25 protein-coding genes and 1 pseudogene are annotated in these 26,098 nt (G+C 67.4%); 6 read left to right on the top strand and 20 right to left on the bottom strand.

Annotated features, from left to right (window positions below):
- The first annotated feature begins 26 nt into the window (after positions 1-26).
- Positions 27-1,115 carry an FUSC family protein gene (locus tag BMY22_RS06615; RefSeq protein WP_090620717.1) on the top strand — a complete coding sequence of 363 codons (1,089 nt, stop codon included), beginning with the start codon at positions 27-29 and terminating at the stop codon, positions 1,113-1,115.
- Positions 1,116-1,416: 301 nt separating this feature from the next.
- A complete protein-coding gene (locus BMY22_RS06620) occupies positions 1,417-2,382 on the top strand; it encodes a class I SAM-dependent methyltransferase (protein WP_090620548.1) in 966 nt (321 codons plus the stop codon).
- Positions 2,383-2,445: 63 nt separating this feature from the next.
- On the opposite strand, the gene BMY22_RS06625 is transcribed toward BMY22_RS06620, so the two are convergent.
- The 7 genes from BMY22_RS06625 to BMY22_RS06655 form a co-directional block, all read right to left on the bottom strand.
- Positions 2,446-2,982, bottom strand: coding sequence for a CAP domain-containing protein (locus tag BMY22_RS06625; RefSeq protein WP_090620550.1), 537 nt, complete (start codon positions 2,980-2,982; stop codon positions 2,446-2,448).
- A gap of 176 nt (positions 2,983-3,158) precedes the next feature.
- The gene (locus BMY22_RS06630) at positions 3,159-3,965 is read right to left on the bottom strand and encodes an endonuclease (protein WP_090620552.1); all 807 of its coding nucleotides are present in this window, start codon (positions 3,963-3,965) and stop codon (positions 3,159-3,161) included.
- A 141-nt stretch (positions 3,966-4,106) separates the two neighbouring features.
- Entirely contained in the window at positions 4,107-5,237 is a 1,131-nt protein-coding gene (locus tag BMY22_RS06635) for a glutamate-cysteine ligase family protein (RefSeq protein ID WP_244158811.1), read from the bottom strand.
- A 4-nt stretch (positions 5,238-5,241) separates the two neighbouring features.
- Positions 5,242-5,826, bottom strand: coding sequence for a nitroreductase family protein (locus BMY22_RS06640; RefSeq protein WP_244158812.1), 585 nt, complete (start codon positions 5,824-5,826; stop codon positions 5,242-5,244).
- The gene (locus BMY22_RS06645; protein ID WP_090620556.1) at positions 5,814-6,821 is read right to left on the bottom strand and encodes an ATP-binding cassette domain-containing protein; all 1,008 of its coding nucleotides are present in this window, start codon (positions 6,819-6,821) and stop codon (positions 5,814-5,816) included. The genes BMY22_RS06640 and BMY22_RS06645 overlap by 13 nt, the downstream gene beginning before the upstream one ends.
- Complete coding sequence (locus tag BMY22_RS06650) at positions 6,818-7,522, bottom strand: GTP-binding protein (protein ID WP_090620558.1); 705 nt, start codon at positions 7,520-7,522, stop codon at positions 6,818-6,820. Before BMY22_RS06650 ends, BMY22_RS06645 begins: the two co-directional genes overlap by 4 nt.
- On the bottom strand, positions 7,513-8,664 hold the full coding sequence (locus BMY22_RS06655) for an ABC transporter substrate-binding protein (protein ID WP_244158813.1): 1,152 nt from the start codon (positions 8,662-8,664) through the stop codon (positions 7,513-7,515). The genes BMY22_RS06650 and BMY22_RS06655 overlap by 10 nt, the downstream gene beginning before the upstream one ends.
- 285 nt (positions 8,665-8,949) lie before the next feature.
- Here BMY22_RS06655 and BMY22_RS06660 point away from each other — a divergent pair, with 285 nt between their 5' ends.
- Positions 8,950-9,186, top strand: coding sequence for a hypothetical protein (locus tag BMY22_RS06660; RefSeq protein WP_090620561.1), 237 nt, complete (start codon positions 8,950-8,952; stop codon positions 9,184-9,186).
- A gap of 95 nt (positions 9,187-9,281) precedes the next feature.
- Here the strand turns inward: BMY22_RS06660 and BMY22_RS06665 are convergent, their stop codons facing one another.
- Together BMY22_RS06665 and BMY22_RS06670 are read right to left on the bottom strand one after the other, a co-directional pair.
- A complete protein-coding gene (locus tag BMY22_RS06665) occupies positions 9,282-10,499 on the bottom strand; it encodes an aldose 1-epimerase family protein (RefSeq protein ID WP_090620563.1) in 1,218 nt (405 codons plus the stop codon).
- Between the two features lie 60 nt (positions 10,500-10,559).
- Positions 10,560-12,290 carry a glycoside hydrolase family 13 protein gene (locus tag BMY22_RS06670; RefSeq protein ID WP_090620565.1) on the bottom strand — a complete coding sequence of 577 codons (1,731 nt, stop codon included), beginning with the start codon at positions 12,288-12,290 and terminating at the stop codon, positions 10,560-10,562.
- A 747-nt stretch (positions 12,291-13,037) separates the two neighbouring features.
- Here BMY22_RS06670 and mgtA point away from each other — a divergent pair.
- Both mgtA and BMY22_RS06680 read left to right on the top strand, forming a co-directional pair.
- Positions 13,038-15,650: pseudogene (gene mgtA / locus BMY22_RS06675) on the top strand (magnesium-translocating P-type ATPase); the annotation flags it as partial.
- A gap of 308 nt (positions 15,651-15,958) precedes the next feature.
- Entirely contained in the window at positions 15,959-16,570 is a 612-nt protein-coding gene (locus BMY22_RS06680; protein ID WP_090620567.1) for a helix-turn-helix transcriptional regulator, read from the top strand.
- A 295-nt stretch (positions 16,571-16,865) separates the two neighbouring features.
- On the opposite strand, the gene BMY22_RS06685 is transcribed toward BMY22_RS06680, so the two are convergent.
- From BMY22_RS06685 to BMY22_RS06700, 4 genes are all read right to left on the bottom strand, one after another.
- Complete coding sequence (locus BMY22_RS06685) at positions 16,866-17,774, bottom strand: hemolysin E (protein WP_090620569.1); 909 nt, start codon at positions 17,772-17,774, stop codon at positions 16,866-16,868.
- Between the two features lie 601 nt (positions 17,775-18,375).
- A complete protein-coding gene (locus BMY22_RS06690; protein ID WP_090620571.1) occupies positions 18,376-18,714 on the bottom strand; it encodes a nucleotidyltransferase domain-containing protein in 339 nt (112 codons plus the stop codon).
- Positions 18,711-19,001 carry an HI0074 family nucleotidyltransferase substrate-binding subunit gene (locus BMY22_RS06695; RefSeq protein ID WP_244158815.1) on the bottom strand — a complete coding sequence of 97 codons (291 nt, stop codon included), beginning with the start codon at positions 18,999-19,001 and terminating at the stop codon, positions 18,711-18,713. The genes BMY22_RS06690 and BMY22_RS06695 overlap by 4 nt, the downstream gene beginning before the upstream one ends.
- Positions 18,979-19,545, bottom strand: a complete 567-nt coding sequence (locus BMY22_RS06700; RefSeq protein ID WP_090620572.1) for an AAA family ATPase — start codon at positions 19,543-19,545, stop codon at positions 18,979-18,981. The genes BMY22_RS06695 and BMY22_RS06700 overlap by 23 nt, the downstream gene beginning before the upstream one ends.
- A 317-nt stretch (positions 19,546-19,862) precedes the next feature.
- Here BMY22_RS06700 and BMY22_RS06705 point away from each other — a divergent pair, with 317 nt between their 5' ends.
- A complete protein-coding gene (locus BMY22_RS06705; RefSeq protein WP_139204341.1) occupies positions 19,863-20,078 on the top strand; it encodes a hypothetical protein in 216 nt (71 codons plus the stop codon).
- A 261-nt stretch (positions 20,079-20,339) separates the two neighbouring features.
- Here the strand turns inward: BMY22_RS06705 and BMY22_RS06710 are convergent, their stop codons facing one another.
- The 7 genes from BMY22_RS06710 to vnfK form a co-directional block, all read right to left on the bottom strand.
- Positions 20,340-20,537 (bottom strand): Nif11-like leader peptide family natural product precursor, encoded by a 198-nt coding sequence (locus BMY22_RS06710; RefSeq protein ID WP_090620576.1) that lies wholly within the window; start codon positions 20,535-20,537, stop codon positions 20,340-20,342.
- Between the two features lie 17 nt (positions 20,538-20,554).
- Positions 20,555-21,373, bottom strand: a complete 819-nt coding sequence (gene phnE, locus BMY22_RS06715; RefSeq protein ID WP_090620578.1) for a phosphonate ABC transporter, permease protein PhnE — start codon at positions 21,371-21,373, stop codon at positions 20,555-20,557.
- Complete coding sequence (gene phnD / locus BMY22_RS06720) at positions 21,370-22,254, bottom strand: phosphate/phosphite/phosphonate ABC transporter substrate-binding protein (RefSeq protein WP_090620580.1); 885 nt, start codon at positions 22,252-22,254, stop codon at positions 21,370-21,372. Before phnD ends, phnE begins: the two co-directional genes overlap by 4 nt.
- A 14-nt stretch (positions 22,255-22,268) precedes the next feature.
- Positions 22,269-23,120, bottom strand: a complete 852-nt coding sequence (locus tag BMY22_RS06725; RefSeq protein WP_244158816.1) for a phosphonate ABC transporter ATP-binding protein — start codon at positions 23,118-23,120, stop codon at positions 22,269-22,271.
- Positions 23,117-23,596 (bottom strand): NifB/NifX family molybdenum-iron cluster-binding protein, encoded by a 480-nt coding sequence (locus BMY22_RS06730; protein WP_090620581.1) that lies wholly within the window; start codon positions 23,594-23,596, stop codon positions 23,117-23,119. Before BMY22_RS06730 ends, BMY22_RS06725 begins: the two co-directional genes overlap by 4 nt.
- Positions 23,597-23,658: 62 nt before the next feature.
- A complete protein-coding gene (locus BMY22_RS06735; RefSeq protein ID WP_090620583.1) occupies positions 23,659-24,564 on the bottom strand; it encodes a hypothetical protein in 906 nt (301 codons plus the stop codon).
- 92 nt (positions 24,565-24,656) lie between these two features.
- Positions 24,657-26,084 (bottom strand): V-containing nitrogenase subunit beta, encoded by a 1,428-nt coding sequence (gene vnfK, locus BMY22_RS06740; protein ID WP_090620585.1) that lies wholly within the window; start codon positions 26,082-26,084, stop codon positions 24,657-24,659.
- Positions 26,085-26,098 lie beyond the last annotated feature (14 nt).

The following is a 26,098-nucleotide window of genomic DNA, read 5'->3' on the forward strand; positions in this document are numbered from 1 at the left end:
CCGGCTTTTCGGGCAAGAGAGGCAAGATGCACGGCAAACGGGCTGAGCTGAAAGGACTGCTGCAGGCACAGTGGCGGCACCTGGTGACGATCAACCCCAGCGACCGGATCTGGCAGATGCCCTTCGCCGCGGCGCTGGCCACGGGCCTGCCGCTGCTGATCGGCGCCTACCTGGAGCGCATGGACTACGGGCTGGTCTCCTCGCTCGGCGGGCTGGTGTTCCTCTACCTGCCGAACACGCCGCTCTATCACCGGATGGTGATGCTAATGGCCTGCGCCTTCGCGATGATCGGCTGCTACACGCTGGGCGTGATGAGCAACTTCTTCCCGCCGCTGATGGTGCCGGCGCTGGTCTTCGCCACCATCCTGGTCACCATGCTCTGCCGCTTCTACGGCGTGGGGATACCCGGCAGCATGTTCTTCATCATGGCGGCGTCGATCGGCGCCTATACGCCGGTGGAGATGCTGCAGGTGCCGCTGATGGTCGGCCTGATCGGCATGGGGACCCTGCTGGCCTGCCTGATCGCCTTCTTCTACAGCCTCTACAGCCTGCGCCTGCAAGCGCCCAATCCGGCCCCGCCGTTGCCGCGGCCCAGCTTCGATTTCGTGGTGTTCGACTCGGTGTGGATCGGCCTGTTCGTCGGCCTCTCGCTGGCCATCGCCCAACTCCTGCACCTGGAGAATGCCTACTGGGTGCCGGTCAGTTGCCTGGCGGTCATCCAGGGCGCGTCGCTGCAGGCGGTCTGGAACCGACAGTTGCACCGGGTGCTGGGCACCAGCGTCGGCCTGCTGGTGGCCTGGGTCCTGCTGTTGCTGCCGCTGGACAAGTGGAGCATCGCCCTGACCCTGATGGTGCTGTGTTTCGTGATCGAAACGGCGGTGGTCCGCCACTACGGCTTCGCCGTCGTCTTCGTCACCCCGCTGACCATCCTCCTGGCCGAAGCGGCCACCCTGGGCCAGGATTCCGCCACGGCGCTGATCGGCGCCCGCTTCGTCGATACCGTGCTGGGCTGCCTGGTCGGCCTGCTCGGCGGCGTCTGCCTGCACAGCCCGCGCTTTCGGGAGGCGGTGGGGCGGCCGATGCGGCGGCTGGTGCCGGAGCGGTTTGGGGGATGAGGGGCGTTAATCGGGACAGACCCGCGTTTCGGGACAAAGGGGACGGGGTTATTGATTGAGGCTGTCCCCCCGTTCCGACGCTCAAGCAGGCTGTCGCGGAGGCTCACGGCGCTGCCGATGGGCCGCCGCGCTCGCTGGTTTTCCAGCCTGCGCGGGCAGTCCGCTCGGCTAGGGTGGACGACGCTCTGCTTGTCTACTGGCGGCCTCGAATACCCGTCCCGATCCTGGCTCCCGGCCTTTTGCCGTGGGAGAAACCCCGTCTGCGTTTAAAATGCGGGCAACGTACCCGCGATGATCTCCCATGAATCCAGAAGCCCTCGATACCCTGCACCAGCATCTGCTCGCCGCCTTGAGCCCCGCCCCCGACGAGGCGCGTCGTCTGTTCCACGGGCGGGGGCGCCGCTGGTCGGGGCTCGAGCAGGTCACCGTCGACTGGTTGCAGGGCGTGCTGCTGGTGTCGCTGTTCCGCGAGCCGGCGGAGTCTGAGGGGGTCGCGTTGCGCCGGATGCTCGTGGCACTTGCCGAGTCGCCCGCCTGGCGGCACAGCAACGCGCATGCGCTGTTGCTGCACCACCGTTACCGGCCGGACAGCCCGACGGAGGTGCTGCTGGGCGAGGCGGTGGAGGAATGGCCGATCACCGAGAATGGCCTGCGCTACCGGCTGGAGCTGGGCCGGAAACAGAACAATGGCCTGTTCCTGGACATGCGCTACGGGCGCCGCTGGGTGCAGGCCCAGGCCCAGGGCAAGCGCGTGCTGAATCTGTTCGCCTACACCTGCGGGTTTTCCGTCGCCGCGATTGCCGGCGGTGCCGAGCATGTGGTGAACCTGGACATGGCCAGGGCGGCCTTGAGCCGCGGACGGGACAATCACCGCCTGAACGGGCACGACCTGGCGCGGGTGACCTTTCTGGGCCATGAGCTGTTCAAGTCGTGGGGGAAGGTGAAGAAATGCGGCCCTTACGATCTGGTCATCATCGACCCGCCTTCTTTCCAGAAGGGCAGCTTCTCCCTGACCAGGGACTACCAGAAGATCCTGCGCCGCCTGCCCGAGTTGCTCGGCGGGCAAGGCACCGTCCTGGCCTGCATCAACGATCCGGACATCGGCCCGGACTTCCTGATTGAGCATGCAGCCCGCGAGGCGCCCGGCTTGCGCTTCGAACAGCGGCTGGAAAATCCGCCGGAGTTTGCCGACATCCATGCCGACAGCGGCTTGAAAGCCTTGGTGTTCCGTCAGGCCGGTGCCGCCTCGGCAAGCCACACGGCATAGCGTCGTCCTGCTCGCCGGTGGAAAACGGGTCGCGATTTTCCAGCCGGCGCGGACGCCGGCCCGTCAGTACGGCGCCTGCCCAAAATAGTTGCCCGCCGGCTCGTAGTTGCACACCACGATCACCCGGCCGCCGCACTGGCTGCGGGCGCAGCCGAGCCGGCGGGTGTTGTGCCAGACCATCTGGGTGTAGTGGCCGATGCCTTGCGTGTTGCCCGCCCTCAGCGCGCCGCCGTCGTAGCGCTTTTTCTCGCGTTCCCAGGCCAGGGCGGCGTCTTTCACCCCGTAGTGGCCGGCCGTGCCGATGAACAGGTTTTCGCCGTAGCCCGAGCCGCGGCTGTGCTGCATGCGGCAGCTGCTGGCGGCGAGGTGGTCGGCCCAGCGCTGGGCGCTTTTGGCGACCGGCGCCGACCAGTGCAGGGGCGCGACCCCGACGTTCGCCCGCGCCCGGTTGTGTTCGCGCAGCAGGGCTTGCACCTCGGCGGTGGCGAGGCGCGACCCGCTCGCGGCGGGCGATGGTTGTCGTGCAAAGGCGCTGGCGGAGGCGAGGAGCAACAGGGAGGCGATGCAGAGCGGAAGGCAGCGGGTGGGACGGGTAGGCATGCGGGTCGTTTCGTGCTGGAAGGTGATGGGGCGGGTGGCGATCCTTCCTTGGCGGTGCGCGCGGGGCTTGCCGTGCGGGGCGAAACCTTGGGCGTGCCCACCTTCCTGCGTGGGCACGCACCGGGGAGGCTCCGGCGCGGGAGCCTGGCGGCCATCGTAACCCGATTCCCGCCGGGTCAGCGCGTCAGCAGCTCGCTCAGGGTATCGTCCAGCCCTTGCCGCAGCAGGCCCCTGGCGGTGTCGAGGAGGCCGGTCATGGCGCCGCCGAATCCGCACCGCCACAGCGCGACCTCGCCGACGTAGGGATTGCCCCAGCCCATCTGGCAGGCGACCTTCTGGTTGCGCCGGCGCTCCTGCTCGGTGACCGGATACTGGCGGTTCCAGGCCTCGTAGAGTTGCCGGTCCTGCTTGGCCATGCGCAGCTTGTAGCGGTCGTGCATGTAGAGATAGGTGCGAGCCACGGCGCCGCGCACTTCCTCGCGGGGCATGGCCTTGCGGGCCTGGAAGTCGACGACCATTCGGCACTGGCCGTACTGGTCGGGGGCCTTGTCCAGCATGGCGAAGCCGAAGTTGCTGCGGTCGCCGTTGACCTCGCCGATCTCCGGCACCAGGTTGTGCAGGTCGGCCTCGGCCCGGGCGAAGACCGGGTCGTTGGCCGAACAATTGTCGCGTCCGCCGGTTTTCCAGCACTGGCGCTGATGGCCGATGACCCAGGCGGGAACCACGTGTTCCCATTCCAGCCGGCCGGCGCGCTGCGGGTTCTGGCGCGGCCGGTAGCCGCAACTGGCGAGGTCGATGCGATTGTCCCGGTAGCGGCACCCGCAGTAGAAGGTGAGCGGGTCGTCGGCATGGATCTCCTGGGCCAGCTTCTTCGCCGCGCCGAAGGTCCCGGGCGGCCGGATATCGCTGAAGAGCGCGCCGGCAACGGCCAGCGCGATGCCGGAAAGCAGCGAGAGGATTTTCTTTGCAGCGGGGGTGCTCATCCGTGTAGCTCCGCCTGTCGGTCGATGGAGCGGCGATTCTACCGACGACGAAGCCTGCGGGCTGCCGGGTCGTGCTCAGGAGCGCGCCTCTGCCCGGCACCGTTCCTTATCTCCGTCCCGCCCTCCTCGAATCCGCCCCGCTCAGCAGGCCGCCGCCTGCGGCAGGCTGTCGGCCAGCCCGCCGGGGTGGAACAGCCGGCCGCTGGCGCGCAGGGCGTGGGCCGGGGTGCTGCGGTTCGACAGCAGCCGGGCCAGCGGCGCCAGGCCTTCGACGGCGGCGGCGTTGCCGGCGCGGTCGAGGGCTTCGGCGGCGGCGTAGAGGGCGGCGCGCGCGCCGTTGCGGATCTCGGGATCGTCGAAGGCGTGCAGCGCGGCGCGGCGGTACAGCGCCACGTCCGGGATTTCGCTGCGCCCGCGCAGGTTGTCCGCCAGGCAGAGGCCGGTCAGCAGGTGGCAGCAGGCGGCGAGCAGTTCCACCGAGGGCATCGCGTCGAAGGCCTTGAACTCGATGCGCCCGGCCTCCCGCGCCAGCCGCGCCGGGCGCAGCAGGGGCGAGCGGTCGGCCAGCTCGGCGTATTCCTCGAGGCCGAGGAACAGCTTGACCGCCGGGCGCTGGTCGCAGCGTAGCCAGGTGCGTCGCGACCAGCCGTGCCAGGGCCGGCCGGCGCAGTACGGCGAGCTGAAGCTGAAGGGCACGATGTAGGGCGCGTAATGGTTGAGCTTGCGCGCGGCGTCGAGGTTGCGTCGGGTGCTCCACTCGGGCAGCGAGAGGTTGAGGTCCGGGCCGTAGGTCAGCATCGACAGCTCCATGCCCCGGTATTCGCGGTCGCCGGCGCGCAGGCGCTGCTCGAAGGCGTTGAGCGGCGGCTGGTAGCCGTACTGGGTGCGCAGCGGATCGAAGCCGGCGATGGCCAGGCCCAGGCCGTCGCGCTCGAGGCGCGCGGCGAGCTGGCGCTCGATGTCGAGCAGGCAGTCGATCGCGGCCGCGACGCCCGGCCGCGGCGGGGTGCGGATCTCCACGCCCTTGGCGACGAAGCCGCAGAAGCGCCCGTCGAGGTCGAAGCGCTCGTCGCCTTCCAGATACCAGTAGCCGTTGCGGATGCCCAGGTCGCCCTCGGCCAGCGTCGGGTCGCCGAGGCCGGGCTTGTCGGCGAGCAGGTCGGCGAGCCGGGCCACATCCAGGGCGTGGATGTCGCGCAGGCGCCCGGCCTGCGGGCCGCGGGTATCGGCCAGCAGGTACTCGAACTCGATGCCGTAGTGCACGGCCGGCATCGGCCTAGATCCAGTGGAGGACGTCGTGGGGGTCTTGCACAGCCTCATGGGGTGTCTCCTCGGCGTGTTGCGGCGTACCCAGATAGAGGAAGCCGACGATCTGCTCGTCCTCGCCCAGCTCCAGCTCGCGGTGGAAGCCGCGGTCGTACATCAGCCAGCCGGAGCGCCACAGACCGCCGTAGCCGAGGGCGCGGGCGGCCAGCTGCAGGGTCAGCACGGTGCAGGCGGCGCACAGCTGCTGGTCGAGCAGCGGCACCACCGTGCTCGGCTGCGGGCTGGCCACCACGGTGATCACCAGCGGCGCGCGGTGCGGCATGCGCAGGCTGCGCTCGATCACCGCGGCACTCTTGCCGGCGGCGACGGCGGCGCGCTGCATGGCCTGGCCCAGGCGGTCCAGCCCCTCGTCGCGGGCGGCGAGGAAGCGGTATGGGCGCAGGCGCTGGAAGTCCGGCACGCGCAGCGCGGCGCGCAGGATCAGTTCCAGTTCCGCATCGTCCGGTCCGGGCGCGCGCACGCTGTGGCAGGAGCGGCGGTTGAGCAGCAGGCCCAGGGCGGAGTCCGGCGCGGGGAGCGGGGTCATTCCGCCCATGGCAGTTCCTCCTCGATGCGCAGGCCGGCACGCAGCCGCTCGCGGATGCCCATCAGGGCGGCGTCGAGCCGCTCGATGCGCTGCAGGTTGCGCCGCTCGGCCACGCTGGTGTCGAGCACCGCGGCGATGCCGCCGTTGCGGATCACCAGCCGCCGCGCGCCGCGCAGGGCGAGCAGCGGGTCGTGGGTGGAGACCAGGACGATCTTGGCGCCGCCGACCAGGAGGTCGAGGGCGCGCTTGCGGTCGACCCCGGCGTTCTCGATCTCGTCGATCAGCACCACCGGCGAAGCCGAGAGCAGCGCCGCGTCGGCGATCATCAGCGCCCGCGTCTGGCCGCCGGAGAGCTGGGTGACGGCGCTGTCGGCGGCGAACTTCTCGCCGGTCAGGGCGTTGGCGCAGGCGATCACCGTCAGCGCCAGGCCCTCCGGGTCGGCGACCATCCGGCAGCGGGCGTGCATCTCGATCAGCTCGCGCACGCTGAGGTCGACGACGAAGTTCATGTTCTGCGAGAGCTGCGCGACCAGCTTGCGGTCCGGCGCGTAGCGGCGCTCCGCCGGCGGCTCGGCGCCGTTGACCAGCACCCGGCGGCCGGTCGGCGTGTCGCCCTGGGCCAGGCACTCGATGTCGGCGAGCAGGCGGCTCTTGCCCGAGCCGGTCGGGCCGACGATGCAGACGATTTCCCCGGCGTGGAAGACCAGCTTCAGGTCCTCGGCGCGGCCGCTCTTGTCGCGCCCGCCGAGCAGCGTGAGGCTGTCGACCCGCTCGCCCGGCATCTCGGCCATGGCGCGTACCTCGGCGACCAGCCGCTCGAGGTGGTCGAGCATCTGCCCGCGCTCCATCCCGGCGTCGAACAGCGCCTCGTCGGGCAGGCCGGCCAGCCACTGGCCGAGGCTGGCACCGGGCGCGGCCGGCGGCAGGGCGAGGGCGGCGACGAACTCGGCCACCGGCGGATGGCGCTCCAGCACGGCGGCGAAGGGCTGTTCGGCGAGAATCATCGGGCGTCCTCCCGGTCGGCGAAGCGCATCTTCTTCACGTTGCCGCGCTGGTGAGTCTCGCCGATGGCGGTTTCGCCGACGCAGTAGGGGCACACCGCCGCCGGCATCGAGAAGCGCAGGCGGCTGCCGTCCAGGCTCGGCGTCGGCGCGGCGGCGCGGATGTGCCGGGCGAGGTCGGCGGCACCCTGGCCGGTCAGGCCGTTGCAGAACAGCGCCGGTGCGCCGGGGTTGGCCAGGCGCACGTGGAAGGCGAACACCTCGCGCTCGACCTGGGAGACGATGTCGCCCTTGGTGATCGCCACCAGGTCGGCCAGGCGCAGCATCGGGCCGATCTTCTTCGGCGTGTGCACCCCGGCCAGGGCGTCGACCACGCAGATCGCCAGCACGTTCTCGATGTGCGGCGAGCAGCGGTTGCACAGCCCGGCGCTTTCGCTGAGCAGCACGTCAAGCCCCTGGCGCCGGCCCCAGGCCAGGCAGTCCTCGATGTTGGAGACGAAGTAGTGGTCGGGGCACAGGGCGCCGGCCAGGCCGACCGCCACCGGGATCTCGTGCTGGGCATAGAGGCGCCCGTCGTCGCTGGACAGGGCGTCGAACTTGGCCACGCCGACGGCCAGGCCGTCCTGTTTCAGCAGCTTGGCGACCTGGAGGATGACCGAGGTCTTGCCGACCGACGGCGAGCCGGCCACGGTGATCAGTTGCATAGGCGCAGGCCCCCTTGGGCGGCGAAGAACAGCTCGGCGGCGCGGCGCTGTTCGGCGGCGAAGTCGTGAGTGCGGAAGAATGCCCAGCCCGGCCACTTCAGCCGCGCCCCCGGTGGGAAGGCTTGGGCGTGCGCGGCGCCGGTCGGCGGATAGCAGTTGCGGGCGAGCACGGCGCCGAGCTGCGCGCCGTGCAGGTAGTCGATGAGCGGGGCGAGGCGTTCCTCGCAGCCGGGCTTGAGCAGGTAGCCGATCGGCATGGTCAGCGCGCCGTCCTCCGGCCAGAGCACGGAGGTGCGGTCGCGGCGCGGGCAGAGTTCGGCCTGCAGCCAGGGCAGCACGGCGATGGCGCCGACGTCCGGGCTGTTCGAGCCGGCCTGGGTCGCGGTGCGCACGTTGTGCTGCAGGTGGCGGACGTTGCCGGCGAAGGTGGCGAGGCCGCTCTGGCCGAACTCCAGGTACAGGGCCAGCAGCAGGTAGGCGTTGTAGTCCTGGTAGGGCACCTGCGGATTCGGCCGCCAGCCGCCGAAGACGATCTCCCCGGCCCATTGCGGATCGAGCAGGTCGCTCCACACCCGCGGCGGCCGGCGGCCCTTGAGGCGGCGCCGGTCGACCAGCCAGACGAAGGGGATCGTCGCGAACACCCGGAAGGCGCCCAGCGGGTCGGCCAGACCGGCCGCCGCACAGGCCGGATGCAGTTCGGGCAGCGGGCGGGCGTCGGGGCCGGGAGCGTAGTGGGCGAGCAGGCTCGGGGCGAGGATGTCCTGGTAGATGGTCGAGACCAGCAGGCCCGGCAGGCGCGCCGGGTCGCGCTCGCTGGCCAGGCTGTCGAACGGGCTGTACCACTCGCCGCCGCCCAGGCAGCAGCAGTTCAGGGCCTCGCCGCCGGCCGCGCGTTGCGCCGCCAGGGTCTGGTCGAGGCCGGCCTTGAAGGCCCGGCGCAGCGGAATCGGCAGGCGCCCGAGCAGGTCCAGAGCGCCGAGGGCGCCGGGCGCCGGCAGCGCGGGGTGGCCGGCGTCGGCGGGGATGTGCGGCGGTGATGTCACGCTGACCTCCTTGATCCGGCGGGTCGTCTGGTCCGTGGGCTGGGAAACGGCCGCAGGTCTTTCCCGCCATTGGCGCTGGCCGGTGGAGAGTCGCTGCACGGGTTTTCCATCCCACGGACTGGCTTTAGCGAGATTCGGGCCAGCCGGCGCGGCAATGGCCGAGGCCGCGCCGGGCCGGGGCTGCGACCTCATGGGCGGGGGAGGGGGCGCGCATGAAATGTTCGCCGCGGAACATTCCGCCGCCGCGGGCGTACCGGGGCGAACCCTCGGGCGTCCGCCGGCGCCGCCGGGTGGCCGTGCGCGGCCCGGCCGCCGCCGGCTGCGGGGTTCTGGCACGCCGCTGGCATCGTCCCCGCCGCATCCATCCGTCACGAGGAACACGCCATGAAGTCACGCGGCATCGTCAATGCCACCCGCCGCCTGATCGGCGCGCGCAAGCTGGGCAGCGCCACCCTGCTCGGCAAGGCCGAGGAGGAGGCCCGCCACGCGCTGACCCAGGCGCGCGCCTGGATCGGCCGGGCCAATCCCATCGACGAGGAGGCGCAGCACAACTTCCAGACCATCGTCGAGGCGACCGCGGATCTGGAGCGTGTGCTGCTGGAGGGCGCGGCCCCGGCCTGAGGGCCGTTTCGTAGGGCGGGTGCAACCCGCCGGTTTCGGTGCAGGCCTTTGCTACATCTGGCGGGTTTCACCCGCCCTACGCCTACAGCAGAGGCTTACTGCGGCTTGGTCAGATCGACCAGCGGCTCTTCGCGCACCTCGGTCGGCCGGCCGGCCTGGACTTCCTCGACCCGCTTGAGGGCCTGCGCCACGGCCGCCTGGTCGGCGAGCAGGGCGAAGCCGACCCGGAACTGGCGCTGCTCCTTGGGGCCGATGGTCGGCACCAGGCCGAGCGGGCGCTGGAAGCGGCGGTTGTAGGAGAAGCTGGTGCCGGGCTCGAGGCCGGTGACGTAGCCCTGTTTCTCGGTATCGGTGTTCTTCCACAGGGAGAACACCGGCAGTTGCCGGACGTTGTAGTCGACCCGCACGCCGCGGTCGCCGGCCTGGTTGTGCAGCACGGCCAGGGTGTCGCCCTTGTCGTCGCCGTAGGGCACCAGGTTGTAGACGGTCTCGTCGTAGTCCCGGGTCGGGCCGCGGTAGGTCTGCCAGTCGGCGAGGTCGCCGCGGGCCTTGGCGTTGAACGGCGAGACCTGCTTGACCGGGGCGACGAAGCGCGCGCCCTGCTCGAGCAGCGGGGTGCCGAAGTTGTTGTGGTAGAGCGCCTGGTATTCCTTGGGATAGTCGCCGTTGTTGGTCAGGGTATCGTTCACCACGAAACGGGTGGCACCCGGCTCGGTGCTGAGTTCGGTGGCGACGCTGAAGTCGACCTTCTTGAAGGCCTGCTCCTTCAGCTCGCCCTTGAGGCGGATGGCATACGGCGGCTGCTCGTCGATGCTCAGCACCACCTTGCTGGCCGGAATGTTCGCCGCCCGGCCGTGCAGGGTGAGCAGCTCGCCGTTGTCCAGGCCGGGATGGCCGACCCACTCGTAGCCGCAGCGGGTGACCAGTTCGTTGAAGCCCTCCAGCCAGCCGAGGCCGCCGCGGCCGTTCTGCTCGATGAAGGCCGGGTTGACCACCTCCTTGACCGGCGAGTCCCAGCCCAGGCGGACGTCGCCGGCCACCGCGCGCAGCACGTTCATGCCGCGGGTCGGCACCACGGTGATGGTCATGGCGCCGGTGTCGATGTCGATCAGGCTGACGCCCTCCTGGAGGCCGCCGTGCAGGGTGCGCAGGCTGACCGAGAACGGCTTGTCGGTCTTGATGCCCAACTGCTGGCTGTCGATCTTCCAGTTCTGCGGGGCCTTGTCGCTGTCGATCAGGACAAAGTCCTTGGCCAGTGCGGGCCCGATGCCGACAAGTGCGGTCAGGCCGATGAGGCAGGAAAGCTTGTTCATGATGGTCCTTCTTTCTTGTTGTGAGGCGGCCCGGAGCGTCCGGGCCGCCCCTGGGGGTACTTACGAGCGCTTCAGCCAGACCGCGGTATTGCCGGGCAGTTGGCCCGGCTCCGGCAGCGCCTCGCTGGACAGCAGCACCTGGCTGCCTGCCGGCAGCGCGGCGGCCTGCTCGCCCATGTTGATCACCACGCGCAGGTCGCCGTTGTCGAAGGCCAGCACGTCTTTTCCGGCGTCGATCCACTGCAGCTTGCCGTTGCCCAGCGCATGCGCATGGCGCAACGCGAGGATCTGCCGGTACAGGTTCAGCGTAGAGTCGGCGGCACCCTCCTGGCGGTCCACGGCGTAGCGTGCGTAGGACTCGGGTTGCGGCAGCCAGGTCTTGTCGCCCGGGCCGAAGCCGAAGGACGGGGCGCCCGCCTTCCAGGGCAGCGGTACGCGGCAGCCGTCGCGGCCGACTTCCTCGCCCTGGGTGCGCAGGAACATCGGGTCCTGGCGGTACTGGCCTTCCATGGTGGTGTGCTCGGGCAGGCCCAGCTCCTCGCCCTGGTAGATGTAGGTCGAGCCGGGCAGGGCCAGGGTCAGCATGGCCAGGGCGCGGGCCCGGCGCAGGCCCAGCGCCTCGTCCGGCTGCGCGGTGGCGGGACCGATGCCGTTGCCGGGCAGGGCATGCTTGCCCAGCTCCTTGAGGCCGTAGCGCGAAGGCGCGCGCACGGTGTCGTGGTTGGAGGTCACCCAGGTGGTCGGCGCGCCCACCGTGGCGGTCAGGGCCATCGAGCTGTCGATGACTTCCTTGAAGGCGCCGGCGTTCCATTGGGTCATCAGGTATTCGAAATTGAACGCCTGGTCCATCTCGTCGGAACGGATGTAGTGGGTCAGGCGCTCGCGCGGGGTGACCCAGGCCTCGGCCACCATAATGCGCTTGCCGGGGTATTCCGCGAGGACCTTGTTCCAGCTGCGGTAGATCTCGTGCACGCCGTCCTGGTCCCACATCGGGCCGACCAGCGCGCCGGCATTCTCGCGGCCTTCCTCGACCGGCAGGTCGGGCAGCCCCTTCGCCTTGATCAGGCCGTGCGCCACGTCGACCCGGAAGCCGTCCACGCCACGCTCCAGCCAGAAGCGCAGCACCTGCTCGAACTCGGCGCGCACCTGCGGGTTGTCCCAGTTCAGGTCGGGCTGCTTGCTGTCGAACAGGTGCAGGTACCACTGCTTCTCGCCCGGTACCCGGTCCCAGGCGGCCTTGCCGAACACGCTCGGCCAGTTGTTGGGCGGCAGCTCGCCGTTCTCGCCCTGGCCGTCGCGGAAGACGTAGCGGGCGCGCTCGGGGCTGCCGGGCGGCGACTTCAGCGCCGCCTGGAACCAGGCGTGTTCGTCGGAGGTGTGGTTGGGTACCAGGTCGACGATCACCTTCATGCCGCGGGCGTGGGCTTCCTTGAGCAGACGCTCGAAGTCCGCGTTGCTGCCGAACATCGAATCGACCACCCGGTAGTCGGCCACGTCATAGCCGGCGTCGGCCTGGGGCGATTTGTAGAAGGGCGACAGCCATAGCGCATCCACGCCCAGCTTGTCCAGGTAGGGCAGCCGCGAGACGACGCCTGCCAGGTCGCCCATGCCGTTGCCGTCGCCGTCGGCGAAGGAGCGCGGGTAGATCTGGTAGATCACCGAGTGGCGCGCCCAGTCCTCATCGCCCGGGGCGGCCTGGGGAGTGGTCGCCCAGGCATTGCCGTGGAGGGCGGTCAGGGACAGGGCGACGGCAGTCGCGAGGCTGGTGGCGAGGAACTTGCGACGAAACATACGGACTTCCAGTTCTTGGGATTGTTGGTAGGCAAGGCGTGTTTCTTGGCTTAGCGTGTGCTTTCTTCGGGACGGAGCCTCAGGGCCGCCGGCATCGGAGCCGGATGTGGTCCGGGCGATTCGGCCGGGCGCGGCGCATGAAGGCGCCGGGCAGCGCGTCACCGTCTTTGCCGGCATGAAGGCACAGGAGATGCGGCGAGCGAGGGGCAGGGATATCGCCTGCGAGGGCGGGCGGCTGGATGACTGCAACCATGGGACACCTTGTTCCGGGGACAACGCTGTCTTGGGGCCGCAGGCCCGGGCGCGTCGACCCCCGTCTTGTTGTTCTTGTCGTCTGCCGGGGCGGACCCGAAACGGGCGGGCCGCTCTGCCCCGGCAAGGGTCCCCTGTCGGGGTATCGCTACCTTAGTAGGGGGTTTTTCGTTTGACAAGACATTCATCGTTTTAAGGTTTTTCGCCGTATTTGCACCTAGGTAAAACGATTCATCAAGATAAAAGCAGATATTTGCACGTTCGGGCCGGCAGCCGTGCGGATCGCGCCGCTCGGCCTCCGGGACCGCCTGCCAAAAAAGCCTGGCGAAGGCCGGCCTGTGCTGCCGGGGCACGCGACAGTACGCCTCGCGCCGGGCGACTGCCGTGCTGGCTACGCTGTAGACGAAAGCCGGCCCCTGCCGGTACGGGGGAAACATGGGCAGCTCCAACGACATGGATTCGTCCGCCGGTGGTCTCGGCAGCGGTTTTTCGCGCTGGCTGAACCTCCGTCGCGCATTGCGCCCGCCGCAGGGCGAGCGCCCGGCGGAACCCGGCGAGCCCTGGTGGAGCTGGACGCCGGCGCAGGCCTTCGCCGCCCTGGACAGCCGCGCCGAGGGTCTCTCCGGCGCCGCCGCAGCCACCCGTCAAGGCGCCGGCAGGACGCCGGAGCAGGGCCGCTCCCGCGGCCTGCCGCGGATCTTCCTCGAACAGCTGCGCAGCCCGCTGGTGCTGATCCTGATCTTCGCCAGCGTGGTCTCGCTGGTGGTCCACGACTGGCTGGACGCGGGCATCGTGCTGGCCATCGTGCTGGTCGGCGCGCTGCTCGGCACCGTCCAGGAATACCGCGCCTCCAGCGCTCTGGAGCAGCTGCGCCGGCGCGTGGCGATCACCGCCCGGGTGCGCCGCGACGGCGTGCCGGTCGAGATTCCGGCCGGCGAGGTGGTGCCGGGCGACGTGATCGAGCTGTCCGCCGGCAGCCTGATCCCCGCCGATGGCCTGCTGCTGGAAGCCCGCGACTGCTTCGCCAGCCAGAGTCTTTTGACCGGCGAAACCTTCCCGGTGGAGAAGCAGCCGGGCCTCGCCGAGCCCCAGGCCAGCCTCGCCGAGCGGAGCAACTGCCTGTTCATGGGCAGCTCGCTGCGCAGCGGCACGGCGACCCTGCTGGCGGTGCGCATCGGCAGCGCCAGCGAATACGGCCAGATCGCCCGCAGCCTCTCGCTGCGCCCACCGGAAACCGAATTCGAGCGCGGCCTGCGCCACTTCGGCAGCCTGCTGCTCAAGGTCATGCTGCTGATGGTGGTCGGCGTGCTGGCGGCGAACATCCTGCTCGGGCGGCCCACCGTGGACACCCTGCTGTTCGCCATCGCCCTGGCGGTCGGCCTGTCCCCCGAGCTGCTGCCGGCGATCCTCGGCATCACCCTGGCCCAGGGCGCGCAGCGCATGGCCCGGCGCGGGGTGATCGTGCGCCAGCTGAACGCCATCGAGAACCTCGGCGCCATGGACGTGCTGTGCACCGACAAGACCGGCACCCTGACCCGCGGGGTGGTGCAGCTCGACGGCGCGCTGGCCCCCGATGGCCAGCCCTCGGCGCGCTGCCTGCTGCTCGCCTGCCTCAACGCCAGCCTGCAGACCGGGCTGGCCAACGCCCTGGACGCCGCGCTGGTCGCCACGGCGCAGGAGCAGGGCCTCGACCTCGGCGCCTTTCGCAAGCTCGACGAGATCCCCTACGACTTCGTGCGCAAGCGCCTCGCGCTGGTTGTCGAGGACGCGGATGGGGAGGCGCTGATGATCGTCAAGGGCGCGCTGGACAAGGTGCTGGAGCGCTGCACGCGGATCGGCGAGGGCGAGGCAGCGGCGCCGCTGGATGAGGCGGCGCTGGCCGACATCCGCGAGCGTTACGCCCAGTGGAGCGCCCGGGGCTACCGGGTGCTCGGCCTGGCCAGCCGGCGGCTGGCGCGCCAGGCGCGCTACGCCGAGGCGGACGAGCGCAAACTGGCCTTCGCCGGCTTCCTGCTGTTCTTCGACCCGCCCGAGCCCGGCGTGCGCGAGACCCTGCAGGCCCTCGGCCGGCTCGGCGTGGCGGTGAAGATCATCAGCGGCGACAACCGCCTGGTGACCCAGCATGTTGCCGAGGCGGTCGGTATTCCGGCCGAGCGGGTGATCACCGGCGGCGAACTGCTGCAGATGAAGGAGGAGGCGCTGCTCAACCTGGCGCCGCAGGTGGCGCTGTTCGCCGAGGTCGACCCCAACCAGAAGGAGCGGATCATCCTCGCCCTGCAGAAGACCGGCCACGTGGTGGGCTTTCTCGGCGACGGCATCAACGACGCGCCGGCGCTGCACGCGGCGGACGTCGGCGTCTCGGTGGACCAGGCGGTGGACGTGGCCAGGGAGGCCGCCGACTTCGTCCTCCTGCGCCACGACCTGGACCTGCTGCGCCAGGGGATCGACGAGGGCCGCCACACCTTCGCCAACACCCTCAAGTACATCTTCATCACCACCAGCGCCAACTTCGGCAACATGATCAGCATGGCCCTGGCCTCGCTGTTTTTGCCCTTCCTGCCGTTGCTCGCCAAGCAGATCCTGCTCAACAACTTCCTCTCCGACATCCCGGCGATGGGCATCGCCGGCGACAACGTCGACCGCGAATGGGAACGCACCCCGCACCACTGGGACATCCGCGAGGTGCGCAACTTCATGGTGGTGTTCGGGCTGGTCAGCTCGGCCTTCGACCTGCTGACCTTCGGCGTGCTGTTCTACTTCGTCGGCGAACGGCCCGAGCTGTTTCGCAGCGGCTGGTTCGTCGAATCGCTGCTCACCGAACTGGCGATCATCTTCGTGGTGCGCACCTACAAACCCTTCTACCGCAGCCGCCCCGGCCGCCTGCTGCTCTCGAGCACCCTGGCGGTGATGCTGCTCACCGTGCTTTTGCCCTACACCCCGGCCGGCACCTGGTTCGACCTCGTCCCCCTGCCGCCCGTGCTGCTGGCGACCATCGTGCTGATCACCCTGCTCTACGCGGCGGCTTCGGAGGCAGTGAAGCGGCGGTTCTATGCGGCGGCGCGGAGGCCGAGGGGGGCGGCGAGGAGGTATCGGGGGGGCGTGGGGTAGGGCTTGGGTCAAACGAGGGACGTTTCAGCGAAGTGGCCGTGATTTGTTCGGTATTCCCCCCGAGGGGTGCGGCCTGCCTGGACTGACGCGAGCAGATTCGATCAACATTGAAAAATGATCCATTTTCAGCCGCGTAATATACGGCCAGTTGCCGAGCAATAATTTGACGGTATTCCCATAAGCTACATTAAATTCCAATTTATTATCCTGAGGCCCAAGAGCTGATAATTTACCTGGCCGAATCTTTGGCGGTTGCTCTTTTATTTATTTTGAGTTTGTTACATTTGGCAGGGTAAATGGTATTTACAATGGCTATAAGTAAATATGATCGGGAAGAAATTGCCAACATTGCAGATATGTTGCCGGACGTAGTGTTCATGGTAAGTGCTGGTGGTCGAATAACCTATGTCAGTGCCGCTTGCGAGACTGTTTTTGGCTATAAGCCCGAAGAGATGGTCGATAATTTCGTCATTGATTTTGTCGTACCGACGGAGCGCGACAGAACCTTGAAAGAGGCCAGTCGCGTCATGGCTGGCGGGCAGCGGATCGGCTTTGAGAATCGCTATCTCCATAAAGGCGGCCACGAAGTCCATGTGATGTGGTCCGCGCGATGGCGGGAGTCGGAGCGATTGCGTGTCGGAGTTGCTCGCGATATTACTGGTCTGAGGCTTGGGCAAATGTTGAACCGCGGTTTGCAGCTTGCCTCCGTTCCTTTGGCGCCATACGAGCGTAAGGTACTGCAACTGCTCTTGACCGAGGCCACGGAAAAACAAATCGCCGAGCGTCTGGGGCTGGCCGTTTCCACCACCCACTCATATGTCACCAGCGTATTCCGGAAGTTTGGTGTGCGGGGGCGGGCAGGATTGATGAGCTTGTGGTTGAATCAGCATTCAAGCATAGACCTGCCAGTCCAGCGCTGAATGCGGCTGGTCCGTGGGGTTCACTCAAGGACTGTTCCGGCAAGGACTCGGTCAATCGCCGACGGTGACAAGACTTGAGTGCAACACCTTGGGGAAATCCGAACAAGTAAGCCGTTCTCAGCCAATCGCCGGTCGAGTCTACGTTCAGCCCAGCGACGGCCGGGATGATGCCCTCAGAAACCAGAGCAAAGCCCCCGGTTTCTAGATAAACCCCCTGGGTTTGTTTGGGCGGAAACGGGTCAATCAGATCATTGGCGGATCGGTGCCGACTTGTTCGGAGTTTCCTCAAGCCTAATCAGGCCACGGATTTAAGCGAGAAGCCCCTTGCACCATGTCGCTCAATGTATATCGAGCACTGGTCGATCAACTTCCTTGCGGACTCTTTCAACAGGTTAAGCATGAGGTCGTCATATTCGACGTACAGACTGGTCGTTTCCGTCTGGCTTTTCATGTCGCCGATAACAACAATCTCTTCCTGAAGCTTTATTTTTGCACCATCGATGTCGTCGGAGGCTTTCGAGACAATACCCTCAATTGTCTTGAAATGCTCTTTCACCTCCTCGAACTTTTCTTTCAATGCAGGAATTAGCTTTCCCTCCAGGACGCCAGCGGCAATGCTGTAGCTTATGAGGAGGCCGAATGGACCAAGCACCAAGCCTGCCGCTGCGCCACCATAGGCTTCCTTACGGAGCCTATCGACCTGCATATCGTAGTAATTGCTTCCTTCCACAAAGTCGTTGTTCAACTGGGTGCTCAGAGATGAGATATGACCAGAGGCAGCGTTGAAGCTCTCGGAGCTAGCATGGAGCGAGGCCTGTGCCACCGTCATCTTATTAATGCCGTCATTAAGCACCTTGAGCAGGATGCTTTTCTGAGCCTTCGCCTTTTCCTCGTTATAATTCTCGAACAACTGCAAATATGCCGTGAGCAGCTGGGAGGCCACACTAGACCACTCGAATACCGACTGCGTCGCCTTGAAGTATTCATCACGGCTATTTAACAGCAAGGTCTTGACTTGAGCGACGATTTCCCCGGCCGCGTTCGAATAATCCTTCTCGTATTTAGTCAGATTATCTATGGTTTCCTCGAAGGTCTTCCACGGAATCAGTTGGTCGAGAATCTTGTTATACAGATCAAGCGCCTTGTCGCCTGCCTCAAGTCCATCCTTTACTATTTCTACTACGGCTTGTGCTTCAGCTACCACTTTTGACTCCTTGGCTTATTTCTAAAGGGAGATTGCTGCCTTTCGACCAAACGTCGAGTCCAAGGAAATCTTAAAAGATTCCTTTGCCCAAAGGTACACTCTGAAAATCACGTCATTTCCGAGATGCAGTGCACAAATGCAGCATCTTTTTAATGGCTGACGTCACAGTGCTATTGATCAATACGACAACATCAAGCCGGATATTATTGAAAATTCCAGATCCACCATACCCTGCTAATTAGCAGGGTGGAAATCGAATGCCGCCACACCCTCCGCACAGCTACCTCCCCTACCCAGCAGATGTTTTCGCATTATCCAGTGGTTCGACAGGGCAAACAGCATCACCAGCTACGCCGTATTCCTTTTCAGGTCGCGGAAATGCACCTTGATGTAGCCGATATATCAACAGGTCTCAGCGTGTTTCGATATTTCGACGTGGCCAAAAACCGAGTAATAAGTACCTGGAGAAAAATAATCCGATATTTTCTCAACGCATGCCCACTCAAGCCCGTGAAGCACGCGGGTTTGCACGCTCAGGGGCGGAGGAAATCTAGGGGGATTTCCTTTCAGGTACTTAAGAGCATGCTCTTAAGTTGATATTTCAAAGTCGACGACACTGCGAGCTTGCAATACCCGATATATTTAAAACCTTCCCAACCCGCCCGATATGCTCGACCAACGCCGGATTGTCGATTTGCGAAAACAGCGACAGGTCGATCTTCCAGGGCAGCAGCAGGTCGCCCAGCGCCAGTTCGATATCCAGCAACTCCCGATAGCTCGGATCGCCCTTGAGGGGCAGGTCGATATCCGAGCCGGGGTGGTAGTTGCCCTTGGCTCGGGAGCCGTAGAGCATCGCCTGCTCGATGCCCGGAAAGCGGCCGAACACCTGGCGGATGGACTCGACGGCCTGCGGCGGAAGGCCGATTTCCTCGGGCATCATGCGTTTGGCTCCACCCGGCTGGAGAGTATGCGCTCCAGCGCCTTGAGCAGCGGATGATGCTGCTGCCGGATGTTGAGCAGGATCGCCTCGGCGGTTTCTTCGTTGTAGGTGTGCGACGTACGGTTGCGGTCGGTCAGCATCTGCATCCAGCCTTGCCCGTCGGCGATCAGTCCTGCACTGAAGGCTTCGCGGATGGTGTCGCGCGCACCGCTGGACGGACCGTATGCAGGGTACGGCAGTTCGACAAGGCTGCCGATTCTTGGCTCAGCTGGAGCGGTGCGCCCCAACCGCCTTGATCACCCGCCTTACCGCCTCGTCCTCATCCGCCCCGGTCACATCCACCTGCAGGTCGCAGCGCGCCCTGAGTTCCGCCATGAACTCGCCGCGGAACGCCGGGTCCAGGCTCTGGCGGTCGGCGAGGCTCATTTCCCTGCGTGCGCCCAGGCGGCGGACGCGTTCGTCTTCGTCCAGGGTGAGCAGCACCGAGACGTCCGGGCGCGGCAGGGCGGGGAGCAGGACGTCGAAGTCGGCCGCGACGCCGCGGGCCCGCGCATAGGCGATGGCGGAGGCCAGGAAGCGGTCCATCACCACGGTCCGGCCGGCGTCCGCCGCGGCCCGCGCCTTGCTGCCCTCGGCGGCGGCGATAGCGAGGTAGAACAGGGCGTGGGCGATCCTGGCATCGCCCAGCACGGTGTGGATCTGCTCGCGCAGCGGCTTTACCGCCGGGCCGGGCATGCTCATGGCGATCCCGCCGAGCGCGGCGGCCAGGTTGCGGACCAGGGTCGTCTTGCCGACGCCGTCCAGGGATTCGATGACGATGAACCGGGCCATGGGAGTTCCTGCCGCTGGGATTCGCGATCTTAGGGTAGCAGCTGGGCGTCCGGCGTCTGCTCGATATCCACAGCCCATCCCGATGGTCCGGGTTGCCCTTGATAGGCGTACAGGCCCCGTGATTCGGGAGCCGGCATGGGCAGAGGCCGGAAAAGTGCCGGATGGTTCTTCTTTAACGGCTTACCGAAACGCTCGGAGGCCGCATTCGGATTTTGCGGCCGCTCCATTTCGCTACTTAACTGTTAAGGCCCGCTTAAGGTCCGAGCAGGCTCAATCGACTGCCAATGCACCATTTCCATTTCCGGAGACCACTCGAAATGAATGGACTTGTACGCTGCGCTTATCGACGGTTGGAGCTGGCACACGTTTACCGCGACACCGCCAACGAGCTGTATGGCGAAGCCAATACCAGTAATGGCGGCATGGCAAAATTTTTCAAAAACAAAGCCTATTACGAGAAGATTCGTGCCAATGCCCTCCTTGAGATGCTGGCGGAGGCGGCCTACCACAACAAACCGGTGGGCTCCCAGTGATCTGCCGATAGGCCATTGTCGAGCGAGCACTGCCACATTGCCGGCGAGTCGGCGGCGCCAGGGGACGAAAGCGCCTGCGCTGGTCGGCTGACCGTCCGCGTCGGTGTGGGCTGTCGCTCTGGAAATGCTGTTCGTGCCCGGCTTCCGGTCGAGGCGTTGTGCGTCGACGCCGAGCTTTTTCTCGCCAATCGCAACCCGGCTTCATAAAAAAGCGCCGACCGGCAGGGAAAACGGTCGGCGCAAAGCCTCTGGGGGAACGGCTCAGAGCGGGGTGATGCCGTGTTCGGCGTAGATTTCGTCCTGGGCCTGGCGGAATTCGTTGATGGTGAATTCGAAGCCGTGCTCCTTGAGCAGTACCCAGCTCGCCTGCTCGTCTTCCGAGCCTTCGTTGACCAGGTTCTTGAACGCTTCGTCGCTGCGCATGCGGTTGATGTAGGCCTTGGCGGATTCGACACTCATCGGAGATGCCTCCCTATTCATGCAGTGGTGTGATCGAGGAAACGGCGGCGGATCTGCGCGCCGAGCAGGTTGACGAGGCTGACCAGCGCCAGCAGGACGGCGATCAGGGCCAGGGCCTCGCGGTATTCGAAGAGGTGGAAGGCGGTGACGATCTCCAGCCCCAGGCCGCCGGCGCCGATCGCGCCCAGGGTGGTGGCGGCGCGGATGTTGTGTTCCCAGCGGTAGAGGGCGACGTCGACCAGCCGCGGCAGGACCTGCGGCAGCACGCCGAAGCGCAGCACGCCGAGCACCGGGACGCCCTGGCTGCGCAGCGCGTCGACCGGGGCGCGGTCGACGTGTTCGAAGATCTCGGCGAAGAACTTGCCGAGCATGCCGGTGGAGTGGGTGGCCAGCGCCAGCACCCCGGGCAGCGGGCCGAAGCCCACCGCGGCGACGAACAGGATGCCCCACACCAGACTGGGGATCGAGCGGATGGTGTTGAGCAGCAGCAGGACCAGCTGGCGCAGCGGCGCGGGGGCCTGGCCGCTGGCCGCCAGGGCGCCGAGCGGCAGGGCGGCGAGCACGCCGCCGACGGTGCCGGCGACGCTCATGGTCAGGGTGTCGAGCAGCGGCTTGCTCCAGTGCTCCCAGCGCTCGAACGCCGGCGGCCAGGCGTCGCCGGCCAGGGTCCAGAGGGTCGGCAGCAGCTCGCGGTAGCGCTCGGCGTCGAGCGCGCCGGTGTGCTGGGTGGCCAGCAGCACCACGCCCAGGCCGAGCACCAGCAGCAGCCGCGACAGCCAGGCGCGCCGCGAAACCGCCCTCAGCAGCGCCTGCTGCTGCACGAGGGAGACGCTCACGGTTTCACCACGACGGCTTCGGGATGCTCGCGCTCGACCGTCGCGATCCAGTCGCGCACCCGGTCGACGTCGGCGTCGACGCAGGGAATGAACGCCTCGGCGCGGAATACCCCCAGCGCGGCCGGGTCCTTGATGCTGACGAAGGCCTGGCGGATCTTCTCCTTCAGCTCCGGTGCAAGACCTTCGCGGAAGGTCCACATGTATTCGGGGATCGCCGGCGAATCGGCGAGTACGCGGACCTTCGCGGCGTCGAGTTTGCCTTCCTTCAGCAGGCGCTCGTAGATCGGCTTGGACAGGCCGCCGGCGGCGACTTTCTTGCCGGCGACGGCGAGCGCCACCGCGTCGTGGGCGCCGAGCACCCGCAGGGTGTAGTCGCGCTCCGAGACCAGGCCGGCGTCGGCGAGCATGTAGCGCGGCACCCAGGTGCCCGAGGTGGAGGCCGGGTCGCCGAAGGCCACGTCCTGGCCGCGCAGGTCCTCGAGGGTCCGCGCCGGGCTGTCGGCCGGGACGATCACCACCGCCTGGAAGGTCGGGCCGACCTTGGCGTGGGTCGGGCGGGCGAAGGGTTCGAGGTGCGCGCGCTTGCTCTGCAGGATGTAGGTCACCGGCCCCAGGTAGGCGATGTCGATACGCCCGAAGCGCAGCGCCTCGCCGGTCGCCGCGTAGTTGGCGCCGACGGTCAGCTCGACGGGGATGCCGAGGGTCTTCTCCAGGTGCGCGCGCAGCGGCTCGTTGAGGCGCATCACGGTGGGGGCGGATTCGCCGGGTAGCAGGCCGATGGTCAGTTTCTTCGGCTGGGCGGTGTCGTCGGCGTGGGCGGCGAGGACCGGCAGGAGCAGCGCGGCGAGCAGCGGGCGCAGGCGCTTGAGCAGTCGGGTCATGGGGGCTTGTCCTTTCACTGGGGTTGGCCGGGGGCCGGAGCGGGGTGCAGGGGGAACAGGCGCGCCTGGGCCTGGGCGTCGAAGCGCGCTGGCGGGCCGTCGAAGGCGATCCGCCCATCGGCCAGGCCGACGATGCGGTCGGCCAGCCGGCGGGCCAGGTCGAGCTGGTGCAGGACCACCACCAGGGTCAGCGCGCGCTCGCGCACCAGGCGCTGGAACTCGCCGGCCAGGCGTTCGGCGAGCGCCGGATCGACCGAGGCGAAGGGCTCGTCGGCCAGCAGCAGGCGGGGCTCGCGCACCAGCGCGCGGGCGATGCCGACGCGCTGGCGCTCGCCGCCGCTGAGCCGGGACACCGGGCTCAGCGCCTTGGCGAGCAGGCCGACCTCGGCGAGCGCGGCGACGGCCTGCTCGCGCAGCGCCCGCGGCCAGGGCAGCGGGGAGAGCGGATGGCGGCGGTCGGCGAGGCCGAGCAGCACGTTGTCGAGCGCCGACAGGCGGGCGATCAGCGCGTGCTCCTGGAACACCGTGGCGCTGTGCCGGCGGTGGGCGAGCAGGCTGGCCGGGGTCTGCAGGCGGCCGATGCCGTCCACGCTGAGGGTGCCGGCGGCGGGCCGCAGCAGGCCGTTGAGGGTGGCCAGCAGGCTGCTCTTGCCGATCCCCGAGGGACCGACGAGGGCGGTGATGCTGCCGCGGCGGATGTCGAGGCTGAGGCCTTCGAGAATCCGGTTGCCGCCGCGCTCGACCGACACCCGGTCGAGGCTCAGCAGCACCGGCGAGCCGCCGGCAGCGGTTGCCGGCGCAGCCCGCTCGGGGACCGTGCTGCCCGCGAGGGCGCGCTCGAGGGGCAACTGGTAGACGCCGTTCACGCTTCGCGCTCGATCAGGTAGTCGGGGTTGCGCACGCCGTAGCCCAGCGCCTTGCGCAGCCACAGCGGCGGGTTGTTCTGCATCATCCGCTGCAGGTGCTCGACCACCTCGTCGATCTCGCGGGGGTGCTGCATCTTCACCGGGAACACCCCGGCGTTCTTCACCTTGACCGCGGCGAAGTCGCTGAGGGCGAGGGTGAAGAGCACGGCGCAGCCTTCCATGGCGTCGACGCGCAGTTGGACCTGGTCGACCGAGGCGCCGCCGGTCGGGTCTCCCATGGAGCAACCGCCGCCGCCGGGGCCGCGCTTGCCGTCGCCGCCCTTGCCGCCGCCCTTGAACTGCACGACGTCGAGGAAGCTGGCCTCGTCGTAGGTGACGTCGTAGATGACGATCTGTTTGGCGGTGGCGAAATTGGCGTCGACCTGCAGCAGGTCGTTGCTGGTGATGGCGATCTTCAGATGGCCGATCTCGTTCATGTCCGTTCCTCGCGTCGGTGGGGCTCAGGCTGACGCCGGGCGCGGCCCGGCGCGCGGCGTTCTCAGGTCATCGGCAGGCCGACGACGTTCTTCTCGTGGGCGAAGCGCAGGCGGAAGGCGTCCGGCAGCCGTGCCTCGGCGTCGGTGCGGGCCTGCCAGCGGGCCAGTTCCGCGGCGGCGAGGCGCCCGGCTTTCAGGGCCTCGACCGGCACGATGTACAGGCGGCTGTCGAGGGTGATGTAGAAGTCGATCGGGTGGCGGGCGGCGTTTTCGCCGTACTTGCCCAGGTCGATGCAGTAGTGGCCGTCCTCTTCGAGGCGCAGGCGGGGGTTGTCGCAGTCCAGGCGCAGGTGGCGGTTGAACCAGCCTTTGTGGCGGAACTGGAAGAGCACCCGGTCGTCGTCGGCGAAGGCGCGGATCTCGGCGACGATGTCGGCGTAGTACTGGCCGAACAGCAGTTCCTGGTAGGCCTCGCTGTAGGGCTGGTCGAAGGATTCGAGGTAGCCGGCGACGCAGGCGGCGAGCAGTTCGAGGCCGCTCTGGGTGATCAGCAGGTTCAGCGCGCAGCGGTTGTAGGTGCAGCTGGCGCGGACCAGCCCGTCGTCGCGGATCTCGATGGCGCCGTTGTGCTGGATCGCCGCGGCGCGGAACACGCGCAGGATGCGGAAGACTTCGGCGATCAGCTTTTCCGTCGCGCTGCGCCGCGGCAGGGCGAGGTAGCGTTGCCAGCTGCCGAGTTCGGCCAGCGAGGGGTCGCGGCATTCCTGCCAGTCGGCCAGCAGGGCGTAGGCGCTGGTCAGCGCTAGCACCAGGCGGCCCGGTATGCGGCGGGTGGCGTCGGTCTCCGGCGGCGCGAAGTTCAGGCGCCGGGGACTGGTGTAGGGTTCGATGTGGCGGTGTTCCGGTCGGGCGCACAGCTCGCCGAAGCTCGCGCGGTATTGGGCGACCATTTCCTGTCGCTGTTTCATGGCATCACTCCCGGGAATGGCATGGCGGCCGGATTGGAATACGGGGGCGGACGCCCCTGCCGGAGCAGGGGGCCAGCCGCTGGTGGCTCAACTCACCACGTGTTGAGGATCCATTCCTTGTTACGGGTGTATTCCATGTGGGCGAACATGGCGTTGGCGATCATCTCGCCCAGCTCCATGGCGCCCTGGTAGCCGATGGTGGGCTTGCGGTAGAGGCCGGCGCGGTCGAAGGTCGGGAAGCCGACGCGGACCATCGGGATGTTGGCCTCGATGGCGACGTAGCGGCCCTTCGAGTGACCCATGATCAGGTCGAGCTGCAGGCCGTTGTTGATGCGCTTCTCCAGTTCCCAGAGGTCGGCGTTGTGGACGATCTCCATGTCGAAGTGCGCGGCGTCCTTGAGTTCCTGCAGGCGCGGGTCCTTCTTGTACTTGTTGCCCTGGTCGTCGCCGATCAGCAGTAGCACCGGTTCCAGTTCCACTTCCAGGCAGAACTGCGCCAGGCCGAATACCAGGTCCGGGTGACCGAAGATCGCCACCTTCTTGTTGGCGAAGAACATATGCGCCAGGTCGGCCAGGGCGTCGAGGGCGATGCCGCGCTCGCGGACCAGCGACTCGGGGATCTCCTTGCCGGTGAGTTCGGCGATCTTGCGCAGCATGTCGTCGGTGTTCTTGATGCCGTAGGGGGTGTTGACCAGGGCATTCGGCACCGCGAAGGTCTTCTGCAGCAGGTCGCCGGTGGTGGCGCCTTCGTAGCGGGCCAGGGACAGGGTGGCCAGGGCGTTGGCGCTGTCGGCGATGTCCTCGACGGTGGTGCGGCCGTGGGTCTCGATGCTCTTGTTCGGCAGCATCGGCGAGTCGAAGTCCTCGGTGTCCATGAACACCGTGGCGTCGACGCCCATTTCCGTGAAGTAGCGCTTGAGCAGCACCACGTCGCCGGGGTTGACCCAGCCCGGGAAGACGTTGAGCTTGCCGCTCGGCTGGCCCTTGCCGTGCACGTCGGTGATGGTCTTGAACATCGACTTCACGCACTCGGCATAGCCGGTGACGTGGCTGCCCTTGAAGCTCGGGGTGTGGACCGGCGCCAGGTAGATCTTGCGCTCCGGGAACTCGCTCTCGAGCGCCTTGTTGCAGACCCGGATGCAGCCCTCGATGTCGTCGCCGATGACCTCGGTGGAGCAGGTGGTGATGATCGGGATCACCCGCAGTTCCGGGTAGCGGCGGGCCAGCACCAGCACGCCTTCCTCGACGCGCTTGGCGCCGCCGAACACCGCCGACTCCTCGTGCAGCGAGGTCGAGGCGACGTCGAAGTTTTCCTTGAAGTGCTGGGCGAACAGCAGGCGGACGAACATCGTGCAGCCCTGGCCGCCGTGGACCAGCGGGATGCAGTCCTTGACGCCGATGCCGGCGTACTGGGCGCCCGCGGGCTGGCAGTCGTACATCGGGTTGATGATGCCTTCGCGGTCGCGCGGGCTCAGCTTGACTTCTGCCGGCTTCAGCACGGTCAGCTCGCAATTGCTCATGAAATGGCTCCTTG

Source organism: Azotobacter beijerinckii (assembly GCF_900110885.1).
In the GTDB taxonomy this organism is placed as follows: domain Bacteria; phylum Pseudomonadota; class Gammaproteobacteria; order Pseudomonadales; family Pseudomonadaceae; genus Azotobacter; species Azotobacter beijerinckii.

What these genes read in the sequence shown, in the direction of transcription:
- BMY22_RS06705 (WP_139204341.1), top strand. Translation starts at nt 19,863, where the DNA reads ATGAATGGACTTGTACGCTGCGCTTATCGACGGTTGGAGCTGGCACAC.
- BMY22_RS06700 (WP_090620572.1), bottom strand. Translation starts at nt 19,545, where the DNA reads ATGGCCCGGTTCATCGTCATCGAATCCCTGGACGGCGTCGGCAAGACG.
- BMY22_RS06670 (WP_090620565.1), bottom strand. Translation starts at nt 12,290, where the DNA reads ATGTTTCGTCGCAAGTTCCTCGCCACCAGCCTCGCGACTGCCGTCGCC.
- BMY22_RS06625 (WP_090620550.1), bottom strand. Translation starts at nt 2,982, where the DNA reads ATGCCTACCCGTCCCACCCGCTGCCTTCCGCTCTGCATCGCCTCCCTG.
- BMY22_RS06680 (WP_090620567.1), top strand. Translation starts at nt 15,959, where the DNA reads ATGGCTATAAGTAAATATGATCGGGAAGAAATTGCCAACATTGCAGAT.
- BMY22_RS06620 (WP_090620548.1), top strand. Translation starts at nt 1,417, where the DNA reads ATGAATCCAGAAGCCCTCGATACCCTGCACCAGCATCTGCTCGCCGCC.
- BMY22_RS06635 (WP_244158811.1), bottom strand. Translation starts at nt 5,237, where the DNA reads ATGCCGGCCGTGCACTACGGCATCGAGTTCGAGTACCTGCTGGCCGAT.
- BMY22_RS06665 (WP_090620563.1), bottom strand. Translation starts at nt 10,499, where the DNA reads ATGAACAAGCTTTCCTGCCTCATCGGCCTGACCGCACTTGTCGGCATC.
- vnfK (WP_090620585.1), bottom strand. Translation starts at nt 26,084, where the DNA reads ATGAGCAATTGCGAGCTGACCGTGCTGAAGCCGGCAGAAGTCAAGCTG.
- BMY22_RS06615 (WP_090620717.1), top strand. Translation starts at nt 27, where the DNA reads ATGCACGGCAAACGGGCTGAGCTGAAAGGACTGCTGCAGGCACAGTGG.
- BMY22_RS06660 (WP_090620561.1), top strand. Translation starts at nt 8,950, where the DNA reads ATGAAGTCACGCGGCATCGTCAATGCCACCCGCCGCCTGATCGGCGCG.
- BMY22_RS06650 (WP_090620558.1), bottom strand. Translation starts at nt 7,522, where the DNA reads ATGCAACTGATCACCGTGGCCGGCTCGCCGTCGGTCGGCAAGACCTCG.
- BMY22_RS06735 (WP_090620583.1), bottom strand. Translation starts at nt 24,564, where the DNA reads ATGAAACAGCGACAGGAAATGGTCGCCCAATACCGCGCGAGCTTCGGC.
- BMY22_RS06710 (WP_090620576.1), bottom strand. Translation starts at nt 20,537, where the DNA reads ATGAGTGTCGAATCCGCCAAGGCCTACATCAACCGCATGCGCAGCGAC.
- BMY22_RS06730 (WP_090620581.1), bottom strand. Translation starts at nt 23,596, where the DNA reads ATGAACGAGATCGGCCATCTGAAGATCGCCATCACCAGCAACGACCTG.
- BMY22_RS06690 (WP_090620571.1), bottom strand. Translation starts at nt 18,714, where the DNA reads ATGATGCCCGAGGAAATCGGCCTTCCGCCGCAGGCCGTCGAGTCCATC.
- phnD (WP_090620580.1), bottom strand. Translation starts at nt 22,254, where the DNA reads ATGACCCGACTGCTCAAGCGCCTGCGCCCGCTGCTCGCCGCGCTGCTC.
- BMY22_RS06630 (WP_090620552.1), bottom strand. Translation starts at nt 3,965, where the DNA reads ATGAGCACCCCCGCTGCAAAGAAAATCCTCTCGCTGCTTTCCGGCATC.
- BMY22_RS06645 (WP_090620556.1), bottom strand. Translation starts at nt 6,821, where the DNA reads ATGATTCTCGCCGAACAGCCCTTCGCCGCCGTGCTGGAGCGCCATCCG.
- BMY22_RS06640 (WP_244158812.1), bottom strand. Translation starts at nt 5,826, where the DNA reads ATGGGCGGAATGACCCCGCTCCCCGCGCCGGACTCCGCCCTGGGCCTG.